The organism is Chromobacterium sp. ASV23, from assembly GCF_016428945.1.
Taxonomy (GTDB): Bacteria; Pseudomonadota; Gammaproteobacteria; order Burkholderiales; family Chromobacteriaceae; genus Chromobacterium; species Chromobacterium sinusclupearum.
On the sequence record NZ_JAELTR010000073.1, the window covers coordinates 1 to 16,680 of the forward strand.

The following is a 16,680-nucleotide window of genomic DNA, read 5'->3' on the forward strand; positions in this document are numbered from 1 at the left end:
CGACGACTTCGGCACCGGCTTCGCCACCTTCCAGCAACTGATGCGCTTCCCGTTCACCGAGCTGAAAATCGACCAGTCGCTGGTGACGTCGATCTCCAACAAGCCGCACCTGGAGGCGGTGTTCAACAGCATACTGGAACTGGCGCGCCGGCTGCAGCTGACCACGGTGGCCGAAGGCATTGAAACGCCCAAGGACCTGAGCTTCGTCGGCGAGCGCGGCTGCGTGATGGGACAAGGCTATTATTTCGCCAAGCCGCTAGCGGCCGATCAGTTTGAAAGCTGGGTCAAGAACCGCATGCAGCGCAAGCCCGAACCCAGCCAGGAAAACTAATTCAGCGCGTCAGTTGGACCACAGCGGCGGCTCGTCCATCAGCGCGATCTGCTCGCGCAGCCCCAGAATCTGCTCCTCCCAATAGCGCGGACTGCCAAACCACGGGAAGGCAGCCGGAAACGCCGGATCATGCCAGCGCCGCGCCAGCCAGGCGCTGTAGTGGATCAGCCGCAGCGTGCGCAGGGCTTCCACCAGGTTCAGCTCGCGCAAATCGAAGTCGCAGAAGTCTTCGTAGCCGGCCAAGACTTCGGCCAATTGGCGCGACTGCTCCTCTCGCTCGCCCGACAAAAGCATCCACAAATCCTGTACCGCCGGCCCGCTGCGGCTGTCGTCGAAATCGACGAAGTGCGGACCGGCGTCGGTCCACAACAGATTACCGACATGGCAGTCGCCATGCAGCCGCAAAGCGGTGACAGGACCGGCGCGCTCGAAACATCGCGCCACGCCGTCCAGCGCCTGCTCCGCCACGCCGCGATATACCGGCGCCAGCTCCGGCGGCAGCCAGTCGCCGGCCAAGATGAAGGCGGCCGGCTCGCGACCAAAGCTTTGCAAATCCAGGACCGGACGATGCTGATAAGCCTCGGTCCGGCCCAAGGCGTGGATGCGGCCGAGGAAACGGCCAATCCATTGCAGCGTGTCGGCCCGGTCCAGCTCCGGCACCCGGCCGCCGCGGCGCTCGAACAAGGCGAAGCGGAAACCGCCGTGATGATGCAAGGTCTGGCCCTGCAACAACAGCGGCGGCACCGCCGGAATCTCGCGCTCGGCCAGCGCCAGGCTGAATGCGTGCTCCTCCAGGATGGCCGCGTCGCTCCAGCGCTGTGGTCGGTAGAACTTGGCGATCAGCGGCGGCGCGTCATCGATGCCGATCTGATAGACGCGGTTTTCATAGCTGTTCAGCGCCAGCAGGCTGCCGCTGGCCCTCAGGCCCAGGCTCTCGACCGCATCGAGAATGGCGTCCGGCGTCAAGGCGGCGAACGGGGGAAGCAGTGTGTTTTCCATCGCTCGATTATAGCGGTGCGCGCCACAAAGCGGCCGCTGATCTGCTAAGCCTAAAGTGTGGTATCGGCGCGCGGAGGCAAACGATGAAGCTGCATCTTCCTCACCCCCATCTGCATTTCGACGGCGAGCAATGGCAACAAGGCACCGAGCGCTGGGCCGATATCACGCTGCAAGGCTGGCTGCTGTTATTGGACAGCCAAGCTCGTCGCCAAGCCTGGTTGCGCTGGCGCGAGCACCGCCCGCCCGCGCGCGAGGTCTTGCTCGGCCTCGCCTGCTGGCTCAGCGGCAGCATGGTGTTGCTAGGCCTGGTCTACTTGCTGTACCTGCTTTCCACGCACTGGTAAGCCATGTGACCGACAAGGTCTATGCAGCTCATTCTCGTTTTCATTATCATTTACTTTTGCAATCGAAATTTAATGACCGATAGCAAAAACAATGAGAAAATAGCGCCTTCCCTCGCACGGACAACCGAGATGAGCCACAGCCACCACCACATCGACACGCGCAAGGAACCGGACAGCGCCGAACGCCAGCAGGCCGCGCGCACCAGCACGCTGGTCAGCGTGGTGGTCAATATCGTCCTGTCCACGGTACAGATCATCGTCGGCGCCTGGGCGCACTCTTCCGCCCTGATCGCCGACGGCATCCATTCGCTGTCCGACCTGTTCGCCGATTTTGTCGTGCTGTTCGCCGGCAAGCACAGCGGCAAGGGCCCGGACCACGATCATCAATACGGCCATCAGCGCTATGAGAACGCCGCGTCTTTGGTGCTGGGCCTGCTGCTGCTGGCCGTGGGCGGCGGCATGCTGTATTCCGCCGCGAACAAGTTCATCCATCCCGAAGACATTCCGTCGGTGCATGCGCTGGCCTTGTGGATCGCCGCGCTGGCGCTGATCGCCAAGGAAAGCCTGTTCCGCTACATGCTGGCGGCTGCGCAGCGGGTGCGCTCCAGCATGCTGGTGGCCAATGCCTGGCACGCGCGCTCCGACGCCGCGTCATCGCTGGTGGTGGCGGCCGGCGTCGCCGGCAACCTGCTGGGCTATCCGATACTGGACCCGGTGGCCGCGCTGGTGGTGGGGCTGCTGGTGGGCAAGATGGGTTGGAGCTTCGCCTGGGACGCGCTGCATGATCTGATGGACCGCGCCGCCAGCGAAGACGATGTCGCGGCCATTCGCGCCACCTTGCTGGACACCCCAGGCATCATCGGCGTGCACGACCTGCGCACGCGCAAGATGGGCGATCTGATCCTGGTGGACGTGCATCTGGAAGTCGACGGCAGCATCAATGTGTTCCAGGCCCACGCCATCACCGAAGAAGCCCAGCAGCGCGTCATGCGCAGCCATCCGGTGCTGGACGTGATGACCCACATCGACCCAGCCGAGCACTATCAATCAAATAGCATAACCATCGCCAGTTGATGGTATAGTAGCCGGCTGCAACTTTTGCGGCGCCAGCCCGTCTATTGCTAACATGACGCCACAACTCCGATATTCACAACGCAGATTGCTGCAGATCCTGACGGCGCTGACCGTGCTGTGGCAGTTCGAGACTTATGCCGTAGGCCACGCGCCGCTTGCGCCGGCCGCGGAGGAACCCGCCATCAGTACCTGGAGCGAGCATTTGCCGCCGGACACGCCTTTCCTGCTGGTGCAGGAGGTCCGCGACCAGTTCCGCCATACCGACGCCAAGCGCGATGCCGGCACCCCGGTGCGCGACATCGCCGCGCTGCCGCCCCGGCCTGACGACGCCGCCTGACGGCGCAAGGCAAAAGGGCCGGTCGTCTCGCGACAAACGGCCCTTGCGCTTTCATTCCCGGCTCAACAATTCATAGCGCTTTCGGCAACTGTCCCTGCGGATTGCAAAGCGGGCAGCCCGGATTGCTGCAATGAATCGAGCTGTTATGCACCAGCCCGCGCAGCTGGGAAAGCCGCTCAAAGTCGGCCGCGCCATCCCGGCTCTTTTTCGTCAGCAAAGCGCTGCCATGGCTGCTCAGCGTCGGCTCCATCGCCATCTGCAACGGCTCCGCCTGCGCGGCCGCGCCAGCGCCCAGCATGACGCCGCCAGCGCTCAATACATAAACCAGACTTTTCTTCATACGCATTCTCCCCTTCGCAGGATCTGATGTCCTGACATGTTTGAAGCATACCTCCGCCCGCGCGGGATCGTTGAAAAAACAAACCCCGCCAAAGCGGGGTTGCGTCAAAATCAGCGAATCAGCTCCACTTTGTAGCGTGGAGGCAACAGCAACGCCGGAATCTCGCGCTTGCCTTTGCGGCTGCGGCGGCCAGGCGGGCGCGGCTGCTTCAGGCCTTCGCCCTTGACGGCCGCCAGCACCGGCATCGACGACATCGCCGGTTCGCGCTGCGCCGGTTTCGGCCGCGGCAACCAGGACGGCCAGAAGCCATCCACGTTCTGCGGCGGCAGCGTCTGTTTGGTCAGGCGCTCGATCGCCTCGTGCTGCTTGGTTTCTTCCGGGGACATCAGCGAAATCGCCACGCCCTTGGCTCCGGCCCGGCCGGTACGGCCGATCCGATGCACATAGTCCTCGGGCGAGTTCGGCAGCTCAAAGTTCACCACATACGGCAGCTCGGAAATATCCAGGCCGCGCGCGGCCACGTCGGTGGCCACCAGCACGCGCAGATTGCCGTCCTTGAATCCGGCCAGCGTCTCCAGCCGCGCGCCCTGCGTCTTGTCGCCGTGAATCGCCTCGGCATCCAGGCCGTCGCGCTTCAGATCGCGCGCCAACTGGTCGGCGCTGATCTTGGTCTTGCAGAACACGATCACCTGGCTCATCTCGCGCGAACGGATCAAGTGGGCCAGCAGCTGGCGCTTCTTGAAGTTGTCCACCTGGAACACCAGCTGCTCGACTTGGTCGTTGGTGGCGTTCTGACGGGCCACTTCCACCGTTTGCGGCGAATGCATGAAATCCGCCGACAGCCGACGGATTTCCGGGGCAAAGGTGGCGGAGAACAGCAGCGTCTGCCTGTCCTTGGGCAGCATGCCCATGATCTTGCGGATATCCTGGATGAAGCCCATGTCCAGCATGCGGTCGGCCTCGTCCAGCACCAACACTTCCACCTTGTTCAGCTGAATCGACTTCTGCTGGATGTGATCCAGCAGACGGCCCGGCGTGGCGATCAGGATTTCCACGCCGCGGCGCAATTCCTGCGTCTGCGGGTCCATATTGACGCCGCCGTAGACGGTGGTGGCGCGCAGCGGCAGGTATTTGGTGTAGCTCTTGACGTTCTCGCCGATCTGGTCGGCCAGTTCCCGGGTCGGGGAAATCACCAGGGCGCGCACCGGGTGCATGGCCGGCGATACGCTGGTATTGGCAAACTTCTTCAGCCGCTCCAGGATGGGCAGCATGAAGGCGGCAGTCTTGCCGGTGCCGGTTTGCGCCGCAGCCAGCAGGTCGCGGCCAGACAACACCAGCGGGATGGCCTTTTCCTGGATCGGCGTCGGCTGGCTATAGCCCTGCTCCTCGATCGCTCGCAGGATCTCAGGCGACAAGCCCAGTTCCGAAAACAACATTTAACACACTCCTGCAATACGGAGGGGCACGTTGCGCCATTGCGCCAACGCGCCCCGATGTTCATCAATCGACCGGCGGCGGATAAAGCAATTGCCACTCCTGAGAGTGGCAACACACCGTCAGCCCATATGGCTGGCCACGCTGATCAACAGCACAACCGCCAGCCACAACAAGGCGGATCGCCATACCAAACCCACCGCGCTTCTCAGGTAGCTGGGATCGGCTTCGTCGCCCAAACCCAGCTCCGGACGATATTTCACCGAATAATCCTGGCGCAGCGGATCGCCCAAGCGGACGCCCAGCGCGCCGGCGGCGGAGGCCAGCAGAATCCCATTGGCGTAGTTGCCCCAGGTTCTGGCCTGGGAGCGCCAGCAGTACACGGCATCCTCGAAATCGCCCATCACGGCGAAAGCCGCCGCCGTCAAGCGCACCGGCAGCCAATCCAGCCAAGCCGCCGCTCTGGCGGCAAACAGGCCAAACAAGTCATCTGTCGCGCCGCGGATGCCCCACTTCTGATTCAGCATAGAACACAAGCGGTACAGCAAGGCGCCGGATGGGCCAGGCAGCAACACGAACCAGAACATGGTTCCGAACACGTGGCGGTAGCTGTCCACCACACCTTGCTCTATCGCCAGACGGGAGATCTCCTCCACCGACAACTCGGCAGTGGGTTGCCCGGTCCAGTTGGCCAGCGCTACGCGCGCATCCAGGTCCCGTCCCTCCGCCAGGGCCAGCGAAATTTCGGAAAACGCGCTGGAAAAATGGCGGAAGCCCATGGTCAGATACAGGATCAGCACGTTGAAGGCCAGCGCCAGCAAGGGGCTGACCGCCTTCAGCGAATAGAACACCAACAGGCTCAGCGCTATGGCGGGCACGATGGCGGCCAGCCAAGCCAGCACGCCGTGGCGTTCGGCACCGGCATTCAAGTTGCGCTCGAGATGGTTGGCGTAACGGGTGAACAACAGCCACACCCGGTTGCGGTTGCCGAGCGGCCGCAACTGTTCCAAGGCCAGGGCGAGAATCAAGGAAATCAGGGTCATGGGTTCTGGATGTGATTTTCACGGGACCGCTGGGGAAGATACCACAAAGGGGGCGACTGCGCCCAGCCGCGATGATTCGGACAGCGGGCAAAGAAAAGGCGCCTTGCGGCGCCAAGCTGACAGACCGGCGGCTCAAGCCGATCCCAATAAGCGGCGGCCGGTCACCACATCGGGACGATTGCCGTCGCGGTCGTAACCCAGCGTGGAGGCGGCCGCCGCGCGCAATGCGGTCAAGGCGCCCTCAACTTCCTGCAAACGTTCGGATACGAAGCCGGCGTTAAGCTGGTTGACGCCCTGCGCGCGGCCAACCACGTCTTCCAATTGCACCCAGGCTTCGCAGGCGGCTGGCTTGTCGGCCAGCCAGATATACAAGGTATCCTTATCCTGCACGCCCTGCTCCGCCAGCAGTTTGCCGCGCAAGGCGGACTGCTGCGCCAGTTCGTCCAGCACTTCGCTCTTTTCGTCGGCCAGCGCATCCAATTGGTGCTCCAGCCTATGGACCAGCAAGGATTGCTCCTGCTCCAACAACGCAAGCAGCCGGGACATGAGTGCTATCTCAGCCCGGCACAACTCTGTGAATTCATCTATGACAGACATCTTGTCGCCTCATCGCTACCGGCGATCCGCCCGGTTCGCCGCTCAGCCGTGCAGCAGTTCCTGAGCCGAGGAGATCAGACCGTCGGCAATCTTGTCGGCATTGATGCTGAAGCTGCCGTTGGCGATGGCGGACTTGATTGACTCCACTTTGGCGGCGTCGAAAGACGGCTGCTGCGCGCTGGGATCATTGCCGATGGCGCTCAAGCGGCTGGCCACCGAATTGATCTTCACACTGTCGCTGCTCGCGCTGCTGTCGCTGGTGCTGGAACTGGACGGCGCCCGGGGAGTGGTCTTGCTCTGGGTGCTGTAGGTACCCGACAGCTTGCCCGAATTGTCGATTTTCATGGCCTGGCCTTCCAGAAGCTATACTCAACTGACTCTATTATCGACCGAAAAAACAATCTCTTGAACTCTTTTTCTAGACGATATCTGCTAAAAAACCACAGCAACGCTGCCATCCTGCCGCACCATGCCGCGCACAACCCTTCCCGTGCTCAGCCGGACATTGACCTGCTCGCCCAAAGCGGCGTTGCCCATCGCCATGCCCTCCGCCTCCGCGGCGAAGCCTTCGCCTTCCGCCGACACCTTGACCTGCTGGTTCACCCGCACCAGATAGGGCGCCCGCACCATGAAGTTGCGCAGCCAGGCGCCAGACGGCGCGCCTGAGCGCATCACCTGCCCCACAGCCTGGCTGGCATCGGTCAGCACATTGCTGGCTAGCGCCGGATTGCTGATCTCGACCATTCTGACATCATCCGCCGTCAGCTGCTCGCCTGGGGCCACGGCCCGGTTCAGCGCCACGCCCAATCGCTTTTCATTGATCATCACCGGCAGGCGCAAGGTCCAGCCTAAATCGGGACACGAGAGCAAAACCGCTGTCGCGCCAGTGGTGACTGCCGGATTGGCCCATTCCGCCTTCGGTTTGGCACAGGCCGGCACAGCCAGCCTGCGATCCAGTTGCCCCAGCTTCCAACTGGCCTCGCGCAAGCCCAGCTCGCGTTTCAAAAACTGCTCGGCCAGCTTTTCCAACACGCCCAGATTCTGGATGCCGTCGGCTCGGGCCGACAGGGCCAGCAGCAGGCAGCAACCGCACAAAAAAAGTCTTCGCATGGCTGCATTTTAGCGCAAGCGCCCCATGACATGGGATGTCATTGACAAGTGGCTGCAACATTCGAATAATCGTTTGAATAGAGTTTAGACTCTTAAACCAAATAAAACATTTGCATGCTCGTTTTCACGAGGAGACCCTGATGCGCATCCGCTTGACCGCTCTCGCCCTGGCCACCGCAATGGCCCTGCCCACCGCTGCCAATGCTTACAGCAATATCTACTTCTTTGGGGATAGCCTATCCGACATAGGTGCGTTCGGGGGTCTGGGCGGCCTCCCTGTAGGCGCTCATTGGACCTATCAGAACCAACCCAACTGGACCTCGGTCCTCTCCGGCCACTATGGACTGAGCTCTGTCGCCAATAATCCGAGCAATGCTAAAAACACCAGCAGCACCGGCAACAACTATGCCCAGGGCGGAGCCGTCGCTCAAACCTACCAATCGATTACCCAGTTTCCCGGCACCACCGGCGCCAACGGATCTGTAGAGCAATATGGCCCTGATGGCAGTACCGCGATTCTGGAATTACCAGTCCAAGTGCAAAACTACCTGGCCTCTACTGGCGGGAAAGCTGATCCCAATGCCGTGTATTCGGTCTGGATTGGCGGCAATGACATATCCGCAGCTGCCGGTACGCTGAGTTCAGACTCTACTACGGCTACTGCAACCAAATTGTTAGCGACATCCGCTGGTACGACCGGACAATTGATTGGCGCCTTACAAAGCGCTGGCGCGAAAACCATCATTGTTCCGAATGTACCGAGTTTGGCATCGACTCCTGCCGCGCTTTATCAGACAGTACAACAAGTTGCCACCAAAGTCGGTCAGGGCGTGGGTCTCAGCGGCACCAATTTGACGAATTACGTCAATCAAGCAGTAGGCGCAGCATGGCAAGCGGTAAGCAGCTCCAGCGCGACTCAGGCAAACCAGTCTGCGGTAATCGCACAAGCGCTGGCTGCAGCCAATACTGCGATGGGCGCTCCCGACTCCGTGACCACGCTGACGTCGAGCTATAACACCGTCCTGTCGGCCTTGCAGCAATTGACTTCCGGCTATAACAGCCTGATGGATAACGCCTTGGTTAGCAATGGGCTGCAGCACGGGATTGTTCGTGCCAATATTGCCCAACTGATGACGGAAATCAGCGCGAATCCAAGCAAATATGGCTTTACCAATACACTTGGTTCTATCTGTGCCTCGGACGCAATCACCTGCTCGCAATCGGCTTATGCTCAGAGCTATGTATTTACAGATGGACTGCACCCGACCCCTGCCGCGCATCAAATCATCGGCGACTACGTCTACGGCCTGTTGCAATCGCCATACTTCGCCGCCGCCATGCCAGACTCGGCATTGAACAACGCCCGCCAACTGGGCAGCGCGCTCGATGCCCGCTACCAGGCCATCCGCTCGCAAGCGCGCGCAGTGGGCACCGTCAGCGCCTTCGTAGACGGCGCGTTCAATCAGGACAAGATCGGCTTCAACAACCTGACAGCCGAACCCAAGGGCCAGCTGTATACGATAGGCGTAGACTTCCAGGCCACCCCGAGCTTGACCCTGGGCCTCTCCATGTCCCATCAAATGGGTAAGGCTGACGTCACCACCTCCGGCACCCCTGGCACGCTGAACGACCGCAGCACGCTGATGGCCGGCCTGATCAGCTACAACCAGGACAAATTCTGGGTGGATGGCGACGTGCACATCGGTTCCGGCGACGTGGACACCAACCGCGTCACCACGCTGGGGCCGACCACGGTCAGCAATAGCGCCACCACCCACCAAGACCAGTTCGGCATGCGCATCAACGGCGGCTATCGCCTGCAATACGGCAGCTTCACCACTGGTCCGGTGGCGGGTCTGGACTTTGCTCACGCCAAGGTGGCAGGCTTCTCCGAACAGGGCAATAACAGCAGCAGCATGACCTTCGGCAATCAGAGCCTCAGTTCGCTGGTCGGCCGCGTTGGCTGGCAGTTGGATGCCACGATCGGCAAGTTCAGTCCTTACGGCAAAGTCAGCTATGCACACGAGTTCAAGCAGGATGACCGCTCCGTCACCTCCGGCCTCGTGACCACCATCGGCGACTGGACCACCAGCATCGGCAAGCCCGACAACAACTGGATGGAATGGACGGCGGGCGTCAGCGCCAACTTCAACAAGAAGGTCACCGCCTTTGGCCAACTCACCGCCACCAGCGGCAAGAACGGCGGCAACCAGACTGGCGGCAACATCGGCGTGGCCGTCTCGTTCTGATCCTTCACGCAAAAAACAAAACAGGCTCCGCATGCGGAGCCTGTTTTTTATGCCATCGCGGCGGCTTAGGCCAAGGTCTTCTCGATCAAGGCCTTGACCTGGCCGGCATCCGCCGGCAGCGTCACCACGCGCTGCGGCAAGGATTCCAGCTGCTCGAAACCAGCCGGCCGCGGCGGGTCGCGATCCAGCGCCTCGCGTATGGTTTCGGCGAACTTGGCCGGCAGCGCGGTTTCCAAGCAAACGATGGTTTCGCCGGGACGACGCAGCTCACGCGCCACCTTGATACCGTCGGCAGTGTGGGTGTCCACCACTACGCCGTCCTCGGCGTCGACTTGGCGGATGGTGGCGAGGCGGTCGGCGTGCGCGCTCTTGCCGGAGACGAAACCAAACTGCTCACGCACGCGGCGCATGGCGTCCGCATCCAGCTGGAAGCCGCCGCCCGCATCCACCTCGGCCCACAAGCGCTTCACCGTCTCGCCGTCGCGGCCCATCAGGTCGAACACGAAGCGCTCGAAGTTGGAGGCCTTGGAGATGTCCATGGACGGGCTGGAGGTGACATAGGTGCGCTCGCTGCCGCGCGGCGCGTAGCGGCCGGTGCGGAAGAACTCGTCCAACACGTCGTTTTCGTTGGTGGCGACGATCAGGCGGTCTATCGGCAAGCCCATCTGCCGCGCCACGTGGCCGGCGCAGACATTGCCGAAGTTGCCGGACGGCACGCAGAAGCTGACTGGCTGATCGTTGCTGTCCGTCGCGCGGAAGTAGCCGTGGAAGTAGTACACCACCTGGGCCACCACGCGCGCCCAGTTGATCGAGTTGACGGTGCCGATCTTGTGGCGCGCCTTGAAGGCATGGTCGTTCTGCACCGCCTTCACGATGTCCTGGCAGTCGTCGAACATGCCCTGGATGGCGATGTTATGGATGTTTTCATCCTGCAGGCTGTACATCTGCGCGCGCTGGAAAGCGCTCATCTTGCCGTCCGGGCTCAGCATGAACACATGGATGCCGCGCTTGCCGCGCATGGCGTACTCAGCGGCGGAGCCGGTGTCGCCGGAGGTGGCGCCCAGGATGTTCAGCGTCTCGCCGCGCTTGTCTAGCACATACTCGAACAGCTGGCCGAGGAACTGCATGGCCATGTCCTTGAAAGCCAGCGTGGGGCCGTTGGATAGCTCCAGGATGACCAGGCCGTCATGCAGGCGCTTGATCGGCGTGATGGCCTCGCTGCCGAAGGTTTCCGCGCGGTAAGCGCGCTCGACGATGCCCTTCAGGTCTTGCGCAGGGATGTCGTCGGCGAACAGGCGGATGATTTCAAACGCCAGCTCGGCATAGCTCAAGCCGCGCCAGGCCTCCAGCGTGGCGCGGTCAATCTGCGGGTAGCGCTCCGGCAGCAGCAGGCCGCCGTCCGGCGCCAGGCCCATCAGCACGGTTTCGCAAAACGGCAGCGGCGCCATGCCGCCGCGGGTACTGACATATTTCATTGCTGTGTTTCCAGATATTGGCCGCAGGCGGCGGACGCCTCCTTCAGGCGCTGTTTGCCGCGCGGATCGTCTTTCTTGATCTGGCCGGTGAGCACGCCCATCACCTCTTCCGCGGTGAAGGTATTGGCCAGTTTCTCGCTGGCGCACTGGCAATAACGCTGCACCTGCTCGTTGCCGGGCTGGCCGACGCCATCGGAAGCCGGCGTGCGCTTCAGGCAACCGCGCATCAGGAAACCCTGCAGCAACTGATGCTGACCGGGGCTCAGCGGCGTCGCCGCGGCGACGCCGGTAAACAGCGCGGCGTACAAGCCGGCTTGCAAAGACTTAGTCATTCAACTCTTCCATCCTCAGACGCACCACCTTGCCAGCCACGCTGTCCAGCGCTTCGATGCTGGCTATGGCCCGATTGATCGCTTTTTCCTGCACGCGGTGGGTCAGGATCACCACTTCGGCGGTGCCGTCGCTGACCGATCCCTTCTGGATCAGCGCCTCGATCGAAATGCCGTTCTCGGCCAGCAGACGGGTGATATTGGCCAGCACGCCGGCGCGATCCACGGCGCCGATGCGCAGGTAATAGGAACTGGTGACGTCCGCAATCGGCAGAATCGGCAAGTCCTGCAACTGGTCCGGCTGGAAGGCCAGATGCGGCACGCGATGCTCCGGGTCCGAAGTCAGCAAACGGGTGACATCGACAATGTCGGCCACCACCGCCGACGCGGTGGGCAGGGCACCTGCGCCGGCGCCGTAATACAGCGTCGGCCCCAGCGCGTCGCCCTTGACCAGCACCGCGTTCATCACGCCGTTGACGTTGGCGATCAGCCGGCTTTCCGGAATCAGCGTCGGATGCACGCGCAGCTCCACGCCCTTGTCGGTGCGGCGGGTCAGGCCCAGCAGCTTGACGCGGTAGCCGAGCTCCTCGGCGTAGCGGATGTCGCGCCCATCCAGCTTGCTGATGCCCTCCAGATAGCACTGATCGAACTGCATCGGGATGCCGAAGGCCAACGCCGCCATGATGGTCAGCTTGTGGCCGGCGTCGTGGCCTTCGATGTCAAACGTAGGGTCCGCCTCGGCATAGCCAAGCCGCTGCGCCTCGGCCAGCACCTCGGCGAAGCTGGCGCCCTTGTCGCGCATCTCGGTCAGGATGAAGTTGGAGGTGCCGTTGATGATGCCGGCAATCCATTCGATGCGGTTGGCGGCCAGGCCTTCGCGCAAGGTCTTGATGATGGGAATGCCGCCGGCCACGGCCGCCTCGAACGCCACCATCACGCCCTTCTCCTGGGCGCGGGCGAAAATTTCCGTGCCGTGCAACGCCAGCAGCTTCTTGTTGGCGGTGACCACATGCTTGCCGTTGGCGATGGCCTTCAGCACCAGCTCCTTGGCGATGGTGTCGCCGCCGATCAATTCAACCACGATGTCCACGTCCGGGTTGTTGACGACCAGCAGCGCATCGTCCACCACCTGCACATCCGGCCCCAAGGCGGCGCGGGCCTTGGCCACGTCGCGGTTGGCGGCCTGGATCAGACGGATTTCGCGGCCGGCGCGGCGGGTGATCTCGCCAGCGTTGCGTTTCAACACGGTGGCGGTGCCGCCGCCGACGGTGCCGACGCCCATCAGGCCGATATTGATCGGTTTCATATACATCTCCATTCTGTCCCTGGTTTTTATTCGGCTCAAGGCCGTCTGGACAGGCTGCGCCTGTCCGCACGGTCCTGGCGGCGAGGTTTCCCCCGCCGCCCGCTTTCATGCGCTTATTCGGCGCTGCCGTGGCGCTTGCGGTAACGCTCGAGGAAGCTGGCGATCCGGCCGATGGCCTCGATCAGATCATCCGAGTTGGGAAGGAATACCACGCGGAAGTGATCGTGCGCAATCCAGTTGAAGCCGCTGCCCTGCACCAGCAGCACCTTCTCCTGTTGCAACAGCTCCAGGATGAACTGCTGGTCGTCGGCGATCGGATAAACCTTGGGGTCCAGCTTGGGGAACAAGTACAAGGCGCCCTGCGGCTTGACGCAGCTGACGCCCGGGATCTCGGTCAACAGCTTGTGCGCCAGATCGCGCTGGCGCGCCAGGCGGCCGCCCGGCGCCACCAGGTCGTCTATGCTCTGGTAGCCGCCCAGCGCCGTCTGGATCGCATACTGCGAAGGCACGTTGGCGCACAGCCGCATCGAGGCCAGCATGTTCAGGCCCTCGATATAGTCCTTGGCATGCGTCTTCTCGCCGGACAGCACCAACCACCCGGCGCGGTAGCCGCAGGCGCGGTAGTTCTTGGACAGGCCGTTCAGCGTCACCACAAAGAGGTCCGGCGCCAGCGAGGCGATGGAAGTGTGCTTGACCGCGTCGTACAACACCTTGTCGTAGATTTCGTCGGCGTAGATGATCAGCTGGTGCTGGCGCGCCAGATCGACGATCTGCTGCAGCAAGGCCGGCGGATAGACTGCGCCGGTCGGGTTGTTGGGGTTGATGATGACGATGGCGCGGCTGGACGGGGTGATCTTGGCGCGGATGTCGTCGATGCTGGGGAACCAGCCGTGCTCTTCGTCGCAGACGTAGTGCACGGCCTTGCCGCCGGCCAGGCTGACCGCCGCGGTCCACAGCGGATAATCCGGCGCCGGCACCAGCACTTCATCGCCGTTGTCCAGCAGCGCCTGCATGGCCATCACGATCAGTTCGGACACGCCGTTGCCGATGATGATGTCGTCCATCGCCACATTGGGCAGGTTCTTCTGCTGCGCGTAATGCATGATGGCCTTGCGCGCGGCGAACAGGCCCTTGGAATCGGAATAGCCGGAGGCGGCCGGCAGGTTGACGATCACGTCTTCGATGATCTCGTCCGGCGCGAAAAAACCAAACGGCGCCGGGTTGCCGATATTCAGCTTGATGATGCGATGGCCCTCATCCTCCATCTTCTTGGCGTGCTCGAGCACCGGGCCACGAATGTCGTAGCAGACGTTGGCGAGCTTGTTGGATTTATGTACGGGCTGCATGGAGGGGGTTTCCGTTTCGGGCTGCCCGCCAGACGCTATGGCGTTTCTTTGGCGGTGTGGCTGTTTCATGGGATCTCTCGTATTGGTTGGCCGGCGGGAAACCACATACAGGGCGTGGTCGCGTCCACTCCGGGTCTGGGTATAATCCTATCCCAATCTTTGACGCACTGCACAGCGCCGACGCGCGGCGCGCGCATCGTCCGCAACCCAGAGTCAATGGAGCCATTCCGATGAAAATGCATCAGTCGCTGGGACAGGGCAAAAACCTGTTCACCGGCTACGGCGAAGGCCATGTGCTGATCAACGCCCAACGCCACGACGGCAACCTGATCGTCAGCGGCGACGAGATCGTCAGCTGGGCCGCGCCGGACTTCGCCAGCCTGGCCGCGGAGCATTTCGAGGTCTTGCTGGCTTATCAGCCGGAAGTGGTGCTGTTCGGTTCCGGCAAGAGCCAACGCTTCGTCCATCCCAAGCTGTACGCCGCGCTGACCCAGGCCGGCATCGGCATCGAGTGCATGGACACCCAGGCCGCCTGCCGCACCTTCAACATCCTGCTGGCGGAAGACCGCCGCGTGATCGCCGCGCTGCTGGCGATCTAAGCCGCCTCCTCCGCCCGCGTCCGCGCGGGCTCTCGGTGATAGGCCCACACCACGCCCGCCGCGGCCAAGGCCAATAGCGCGAGCAGGGCGAACAGCGCCGGCTGGCTCCACGACAGCCCGATCAGCACGCCGCCCAGCCACGGCCCCAGCACCGAACCGATGCGGCCGATGCCGAGGCTCCAGCCTACGCCGGTGGCGCGCAGGCAGGTGGGATAGGCGCTGGCCGCCAGCGCATTGACCGCCGGCTGGACGCCGATGACGCAGAAGCCGGCGCAAAACAGCAGCCCATACAGCCACAAGGCCTCGCCTTCGATGCCGCCCAGCGTCCACAAGCCCAATGCCGCCAGCAGAAAGCTGGCCAGCAACACCTTGCGGAAGCCCAGACGGTCTATCCAGTGACCGAAGGCCAACGTGCCCACCACTCCGCCCAGTTGCAGCATGCTGCCCGCCAGCAGGGCATGGCGCATGTCCAGCCCTTGCGCCCGCAGCAGCGATGGCATCCAGTTGGACAGGAAATACAGCACGATCAGATTCAGAAAACTGAGCAGCCACAGCAGCAGCGTGCGCCGGGCCAAGCCATGGCGGAACAGTTCGATCACCGGATTGCGCGAAGCCGGCTGTTCCGCCAGCCACGGCTGACAATCGGCCGGCAAGGCAGGGTCCATCCGCCGCAGCCAGAACAGGGCCTGCGCCGGCCGACCGTGCAGCAGCAGGAATTTCGCCGACTCGGGCAGACCGCGCAGCATAGGCAGCCACAAGAGCAGCGGCGCGGCGCCGCCAACGATGAACACCGCGCGCCAGCCATGGGCCGGAATCAGCCAGGCGGCCAGCAAGCCCCCCAGCAGCGCGCCGGCGGTGAAGCCGCAGGAAATGATCATCATCAGGCTGGCGCGCCGCCGCGCCGGGCTATATTCGCCGGCCAGAGCCATCGCATTGGGCATGATGCCGCCCAAGCCGATGCCGGTGATCAGCCGCAGCGCGATCAACTGCGGCAGGCTGGCGGCCAGGGACGTGGCCAGCATGCCGGCGGAAAAGAGCAGCGTGCACAGCAGCAACACCGGGCGGCGGCCGATGCGGTCCGCCACGGCGCCGAACAGCAGCGCGCCCAGCATCAGCCCCAGCAGGCCGGAGCCGAACACCGGCCCCAGCGCCGCCTTGGCGATGCCCCAGTCTTCCAGCAGGGCCGGCGCCACATAACCCATGGCCTGCACGTCGAAGCCGTCCAGAATCATGCACAAGCCGCACAGAATCAACAGCCGATACTGAAATGCGCCCAACGGCCGCTCGTCCAACCACTTGCCCAATTCCATGCCCGCCCCTTCCATATGCGAATGTCAAAACAGCATCGAGGAATGTCGGGGATGGGTCAAGCTGCGGCGCAGCACATGACCATCCACGAGACTGGCCGCAAACAAACGTCGCCAGCGCGGGTGCAGATGAAAGATTTCGAAATCAGGAATGGAGTCCGCTTCGCGGACGATGATTCGCTTGCCGGTTCCGCCCGGCGAACGGGCAAGGGAACTGTCCCGCCAGTTCCCTTGCAACCCTAGGCGACCCCAACGGCCCGTGCCGGCAAAACAGCCTTGCTCCAGGAAGCCGCCGATCAAAAAAGCGGCGGCTTAAAGCCCCTGGCCCAAGGCCTGTCTCTTATACACATCTCCGAGCCCACGAGACTCCGCCAATTATCGCGTATGCCGTCTTCTGCTTGAAAAAGGGGGGGGGGGGGGGGGGGGGGGGGGGGGGGGGGGGGGGGGGGGGGGGGGGGGG

Annotated in this window: 19 protein-coding genes; 6 read left to right on the top strand and 13 right to left on the bottom strand. The window is 62.9% G+C overall.

Annotated elements, in window-relative coordinates; genetic code table 11:
• The coding region (locus tag JHD59_RS19735) for an EAL domain-containing protein (protein WP_199155506.1) at positions 1-331 on the top strand (331 nt) is incomplete at its 5' end.
• 9 nt (positions 332-340) lie between these two features.
• Here the strand turns inward: JHD59_RS19735 and JHD59_RS19740 are convergent.
• The gene (locus tag JHD59_RS19740; protein ID WP_199155507.1) at positions 341-1,330 is read right to left on the bottom strand and encodes a serine/threonine protein kinase; all 990 of its coding nucleotides are present in this window, start codon (positions 1,328-1,330) and stop codon (positions 341-343) included.
• Positions 1,331-1,413: 83 nt separating this feature from the next.
• Between JHD59_RS19740 and JHD59_RS19745 the strand changes: the two genes are divergently transcribed.
• From JHD59_RS19745 to JHD59_RS19755, 3 genes are all read left to right on the top strand, one after another.
• Entirely contained in the window at positions 1,414-1,674 is a 261-nt protein-coding gene (locus JHD59_RS19745; protein WP_199155508.1) for a hypothetical protein, read from the top strand.
• A gap of 129 nt (positions 1,675-1,803) precedes the next feature.
• Entirely contained in the window at positions 1,804-2,748 is a 945-nt protein-coding gene (locus tag JHD59_RS19750) for a cation diffusion facilitator family transporter (RefSeq protein WP_103318268.1), read from the top strand.
• Between the two features lie 85 nt (positions 2,749-2,833).
• On the top strand, positions 2,834-3,085 hold the full coding sequence (locus tag JHD59_RS19755; protein WP_043623490.1) for a hypothetical protein: 252 nt from the start codon (positions 2,834-2,836) through the stop codon (positions 3,083-3,085).
• 70 nt (positions 3,086-3,155) lie between these two features.
• Here JHD59_RS19755 and JHD59_RS19760 read toward each other — a convergent pair whose 3' ends face one another.
• The 6 genes from JHD59_RS19760 to flgA all read right to left on the bottom strand — a co-directional run bounded on the left by JHD59_RS19760 (position 3,156) and on the right by flgA (position 7,609).
• Entirely contained in the window at positions 3,156-3,425 is a 270-nt protein-coding gene (locus tag JHD59_RS19760) for a hypothetical protein (protein ID WP_103318271.1), read from the bottom strand.
• 110 nt (positions 3,426-3,535) lie between these two features.
• Positions 3,536-4,861, bottom strand: coding sequence for a DEAD/DEAH box helicase (locus JHD59_RS19765; RefSeq protein ID WP_103318273.1), 1,326 nt, complete (start codon positions 4,859-4,861; stop codon positions 3,536-3,538).
• A gap of 120 nt (positions 4,862-4,981) precedes the next feature.
• A complete protein-coding gene (locus JHD59_RS19770) occupies positions 4,982-5,902 on the bottom strand; it encodes a CobD/CbiB family protein (RefSeq protein WP_043623501.1) in 921 nt (306 codons plus the stop codon).
• A gap of 132 nt (positions 5,903-6,034) precedes the next feature.
• Positions 6,035-6,499 carry a flagella synthesis protein FlgN gene (locus JHD59_RS19775; RefSeq protein WP_199155509.1) on the bottom strand — a complete coding sequence of 155 codons (465 nt, stop codon included), beginning with the start codon at positions 6,497-6,499 and terminating at the stop codon, positions 6,035-6,037.
• 42 nt (positions 6,500-6,541) lie between these two features.
• Positions 6,542-6,844: a flagellar biosynthesis anti-sigma factor FlgM gene (gene flgM / locus JHD59_RS19780; protein WP_103318277.1), complete on the bottom strand. Its 303-nt coding sequence runs from the start codon at positions 6,842-6,844 to the stop codon at positions 6,542-6,544.
• A gap of 87 nt (positions 6,845-6,931) precedes the next feature.
• The gene (gene flgA, locus JHD59_RS19785) at positions 6,932-7,609 is read right to left on the bottom strand and encodes a flagellar basal body P-ring formation chaperone FlgA (protein ID WP_103318278.1); all 678 of its coding nucleotides are present in this window, start codon (positions 7,607-7,609) and stop codon (positions 6,932-6,934) included.
• Between the two features lie 140 nt (positions 7,610-7,749).
• Here flgA and JHD59_RS19790 point away from each other — a divergent pair, with 140 nt between their 5' ends.
• Entirely contained in the window at positions 7,750-9,858 is a 2,109-nt protein-coding gene (locus JHD59_RS19790; protein ID WP_199155510.1) for an autotransporter outer membrane beta-barrel domain-containing protein, read from the top strand.
• Positions 9,859-9,923: 65 nt separating this feature from the next.
• Here JHD59_RS19790 and thrC read toward each other — a convergent pair whose 3' ends face one another.
• The 4 genes from thrC to JHD59_RS19810 form a co-directional block, all read right to left on the bottom strand.
• The gene (gene thrC / locus JHD59_RS19795) at positions 9,924-11,333 is read right to left on the bottom strand and encodes a threonine synthase (RefSeq protein ID WP_199155511.1); all 1,410 of its coding nucleotides are present in this window, start codon (positions 11,331-11,333) and stop codon (positions 9,924-9,926) included.
• Positions 11,330-11,665 carry a hypothetical protein gene (locus JHD59_RS19800; RefSeq protein WP_071109634.1) on the bottom strand — a complete coding sequence of 112 codons (336 nt, stop codon included), beginning with the start codon at positions 11,663-11,665 and terminating at the stop codon, positions 11,330-11,332. Before JHD59_RS19800 ends, thrC begins: the two co-directional genes overlap by 4 nt.
• Positions 11,658-12,968 carry a homoserine dehydrogenase gene (locus JHD59_RS19805; protein WP_106075936.1) on the bottom strand — a complete coding sequence of 437 codons (1,311 nt, stop codon included), beginning with the start codon at positions 12,966-12,968 and terminating at the stop codon, positions 11,658-11,660. The genes JHD59_RS19800 and JHD59_RS19805 overlap by 8 nt, the downstream gene beginning before the upstream one ends.
• Before the next feature lie 113 nt (positions 12,969-13,081).
• Positions 13,082-14,314 carry a pyridoxal phosphate-dependent aminotransferase gene (locus JHD59_RS19810; protein ID WP_199155512.1) on the bottom strand — a complete coding sequence of 411 codons (1,233 nt, stop codon included), beginning with the start codon at positions 14,312-14,314 and terminating at the stop codon, positions 13,082-13,084.
• A gap of 230 nt (positions 14,315-14,544) precedes the next feature.
• On the opposite strand from JHD59_RS19810, the gene JHD59_RS19815 reads away from it, so the two are divergent.
• Entirely contained in the window at positions 14,545-14,913 is a 369-nt protein-coding gene (locus tag JHD59_RS19815; RefSeq protein WP_043623523.1) for an Mth938-like domain-containing protein, read from the top strand.
• Here JHD59_RS19815 and JHD59_RS19820 read toward each other — a convergent pair.
• Together JHD59_RS19820 and JHD59_RS19825 are read right to left on the bottom strand one after the other, a co-directional pair.
• Positions 14,910-16,223, bottom strand: coding sequence for an MFS transporter (locus JHD59_RS19820; protein ID WP_199155513.1), 1,314 nt, complete (start codon positions 16,221-16,223; stop codon positions 14,910-14,912). The genes JHD59_RS19815 and JHD59_RS19820 overlap by 4 nt on opposite strands.
• Positions 16,224-16,247: 24 nt before the next feature.
• The gene (locus tag JHD59_RS19825) at positions 16,248-16,520 is read right to left on the bottom strand and encodes a hypothetical protein (RefSeq protein WP_199155514.1); all 273 of its coding nucleotides are present in this window, start codon (positions 16,518-16,520) and stop codon (positions 16,248-16,250) included.
• Between the last annotated feature and the right edge of the window lie 160 nt (positions 16,521-16,680).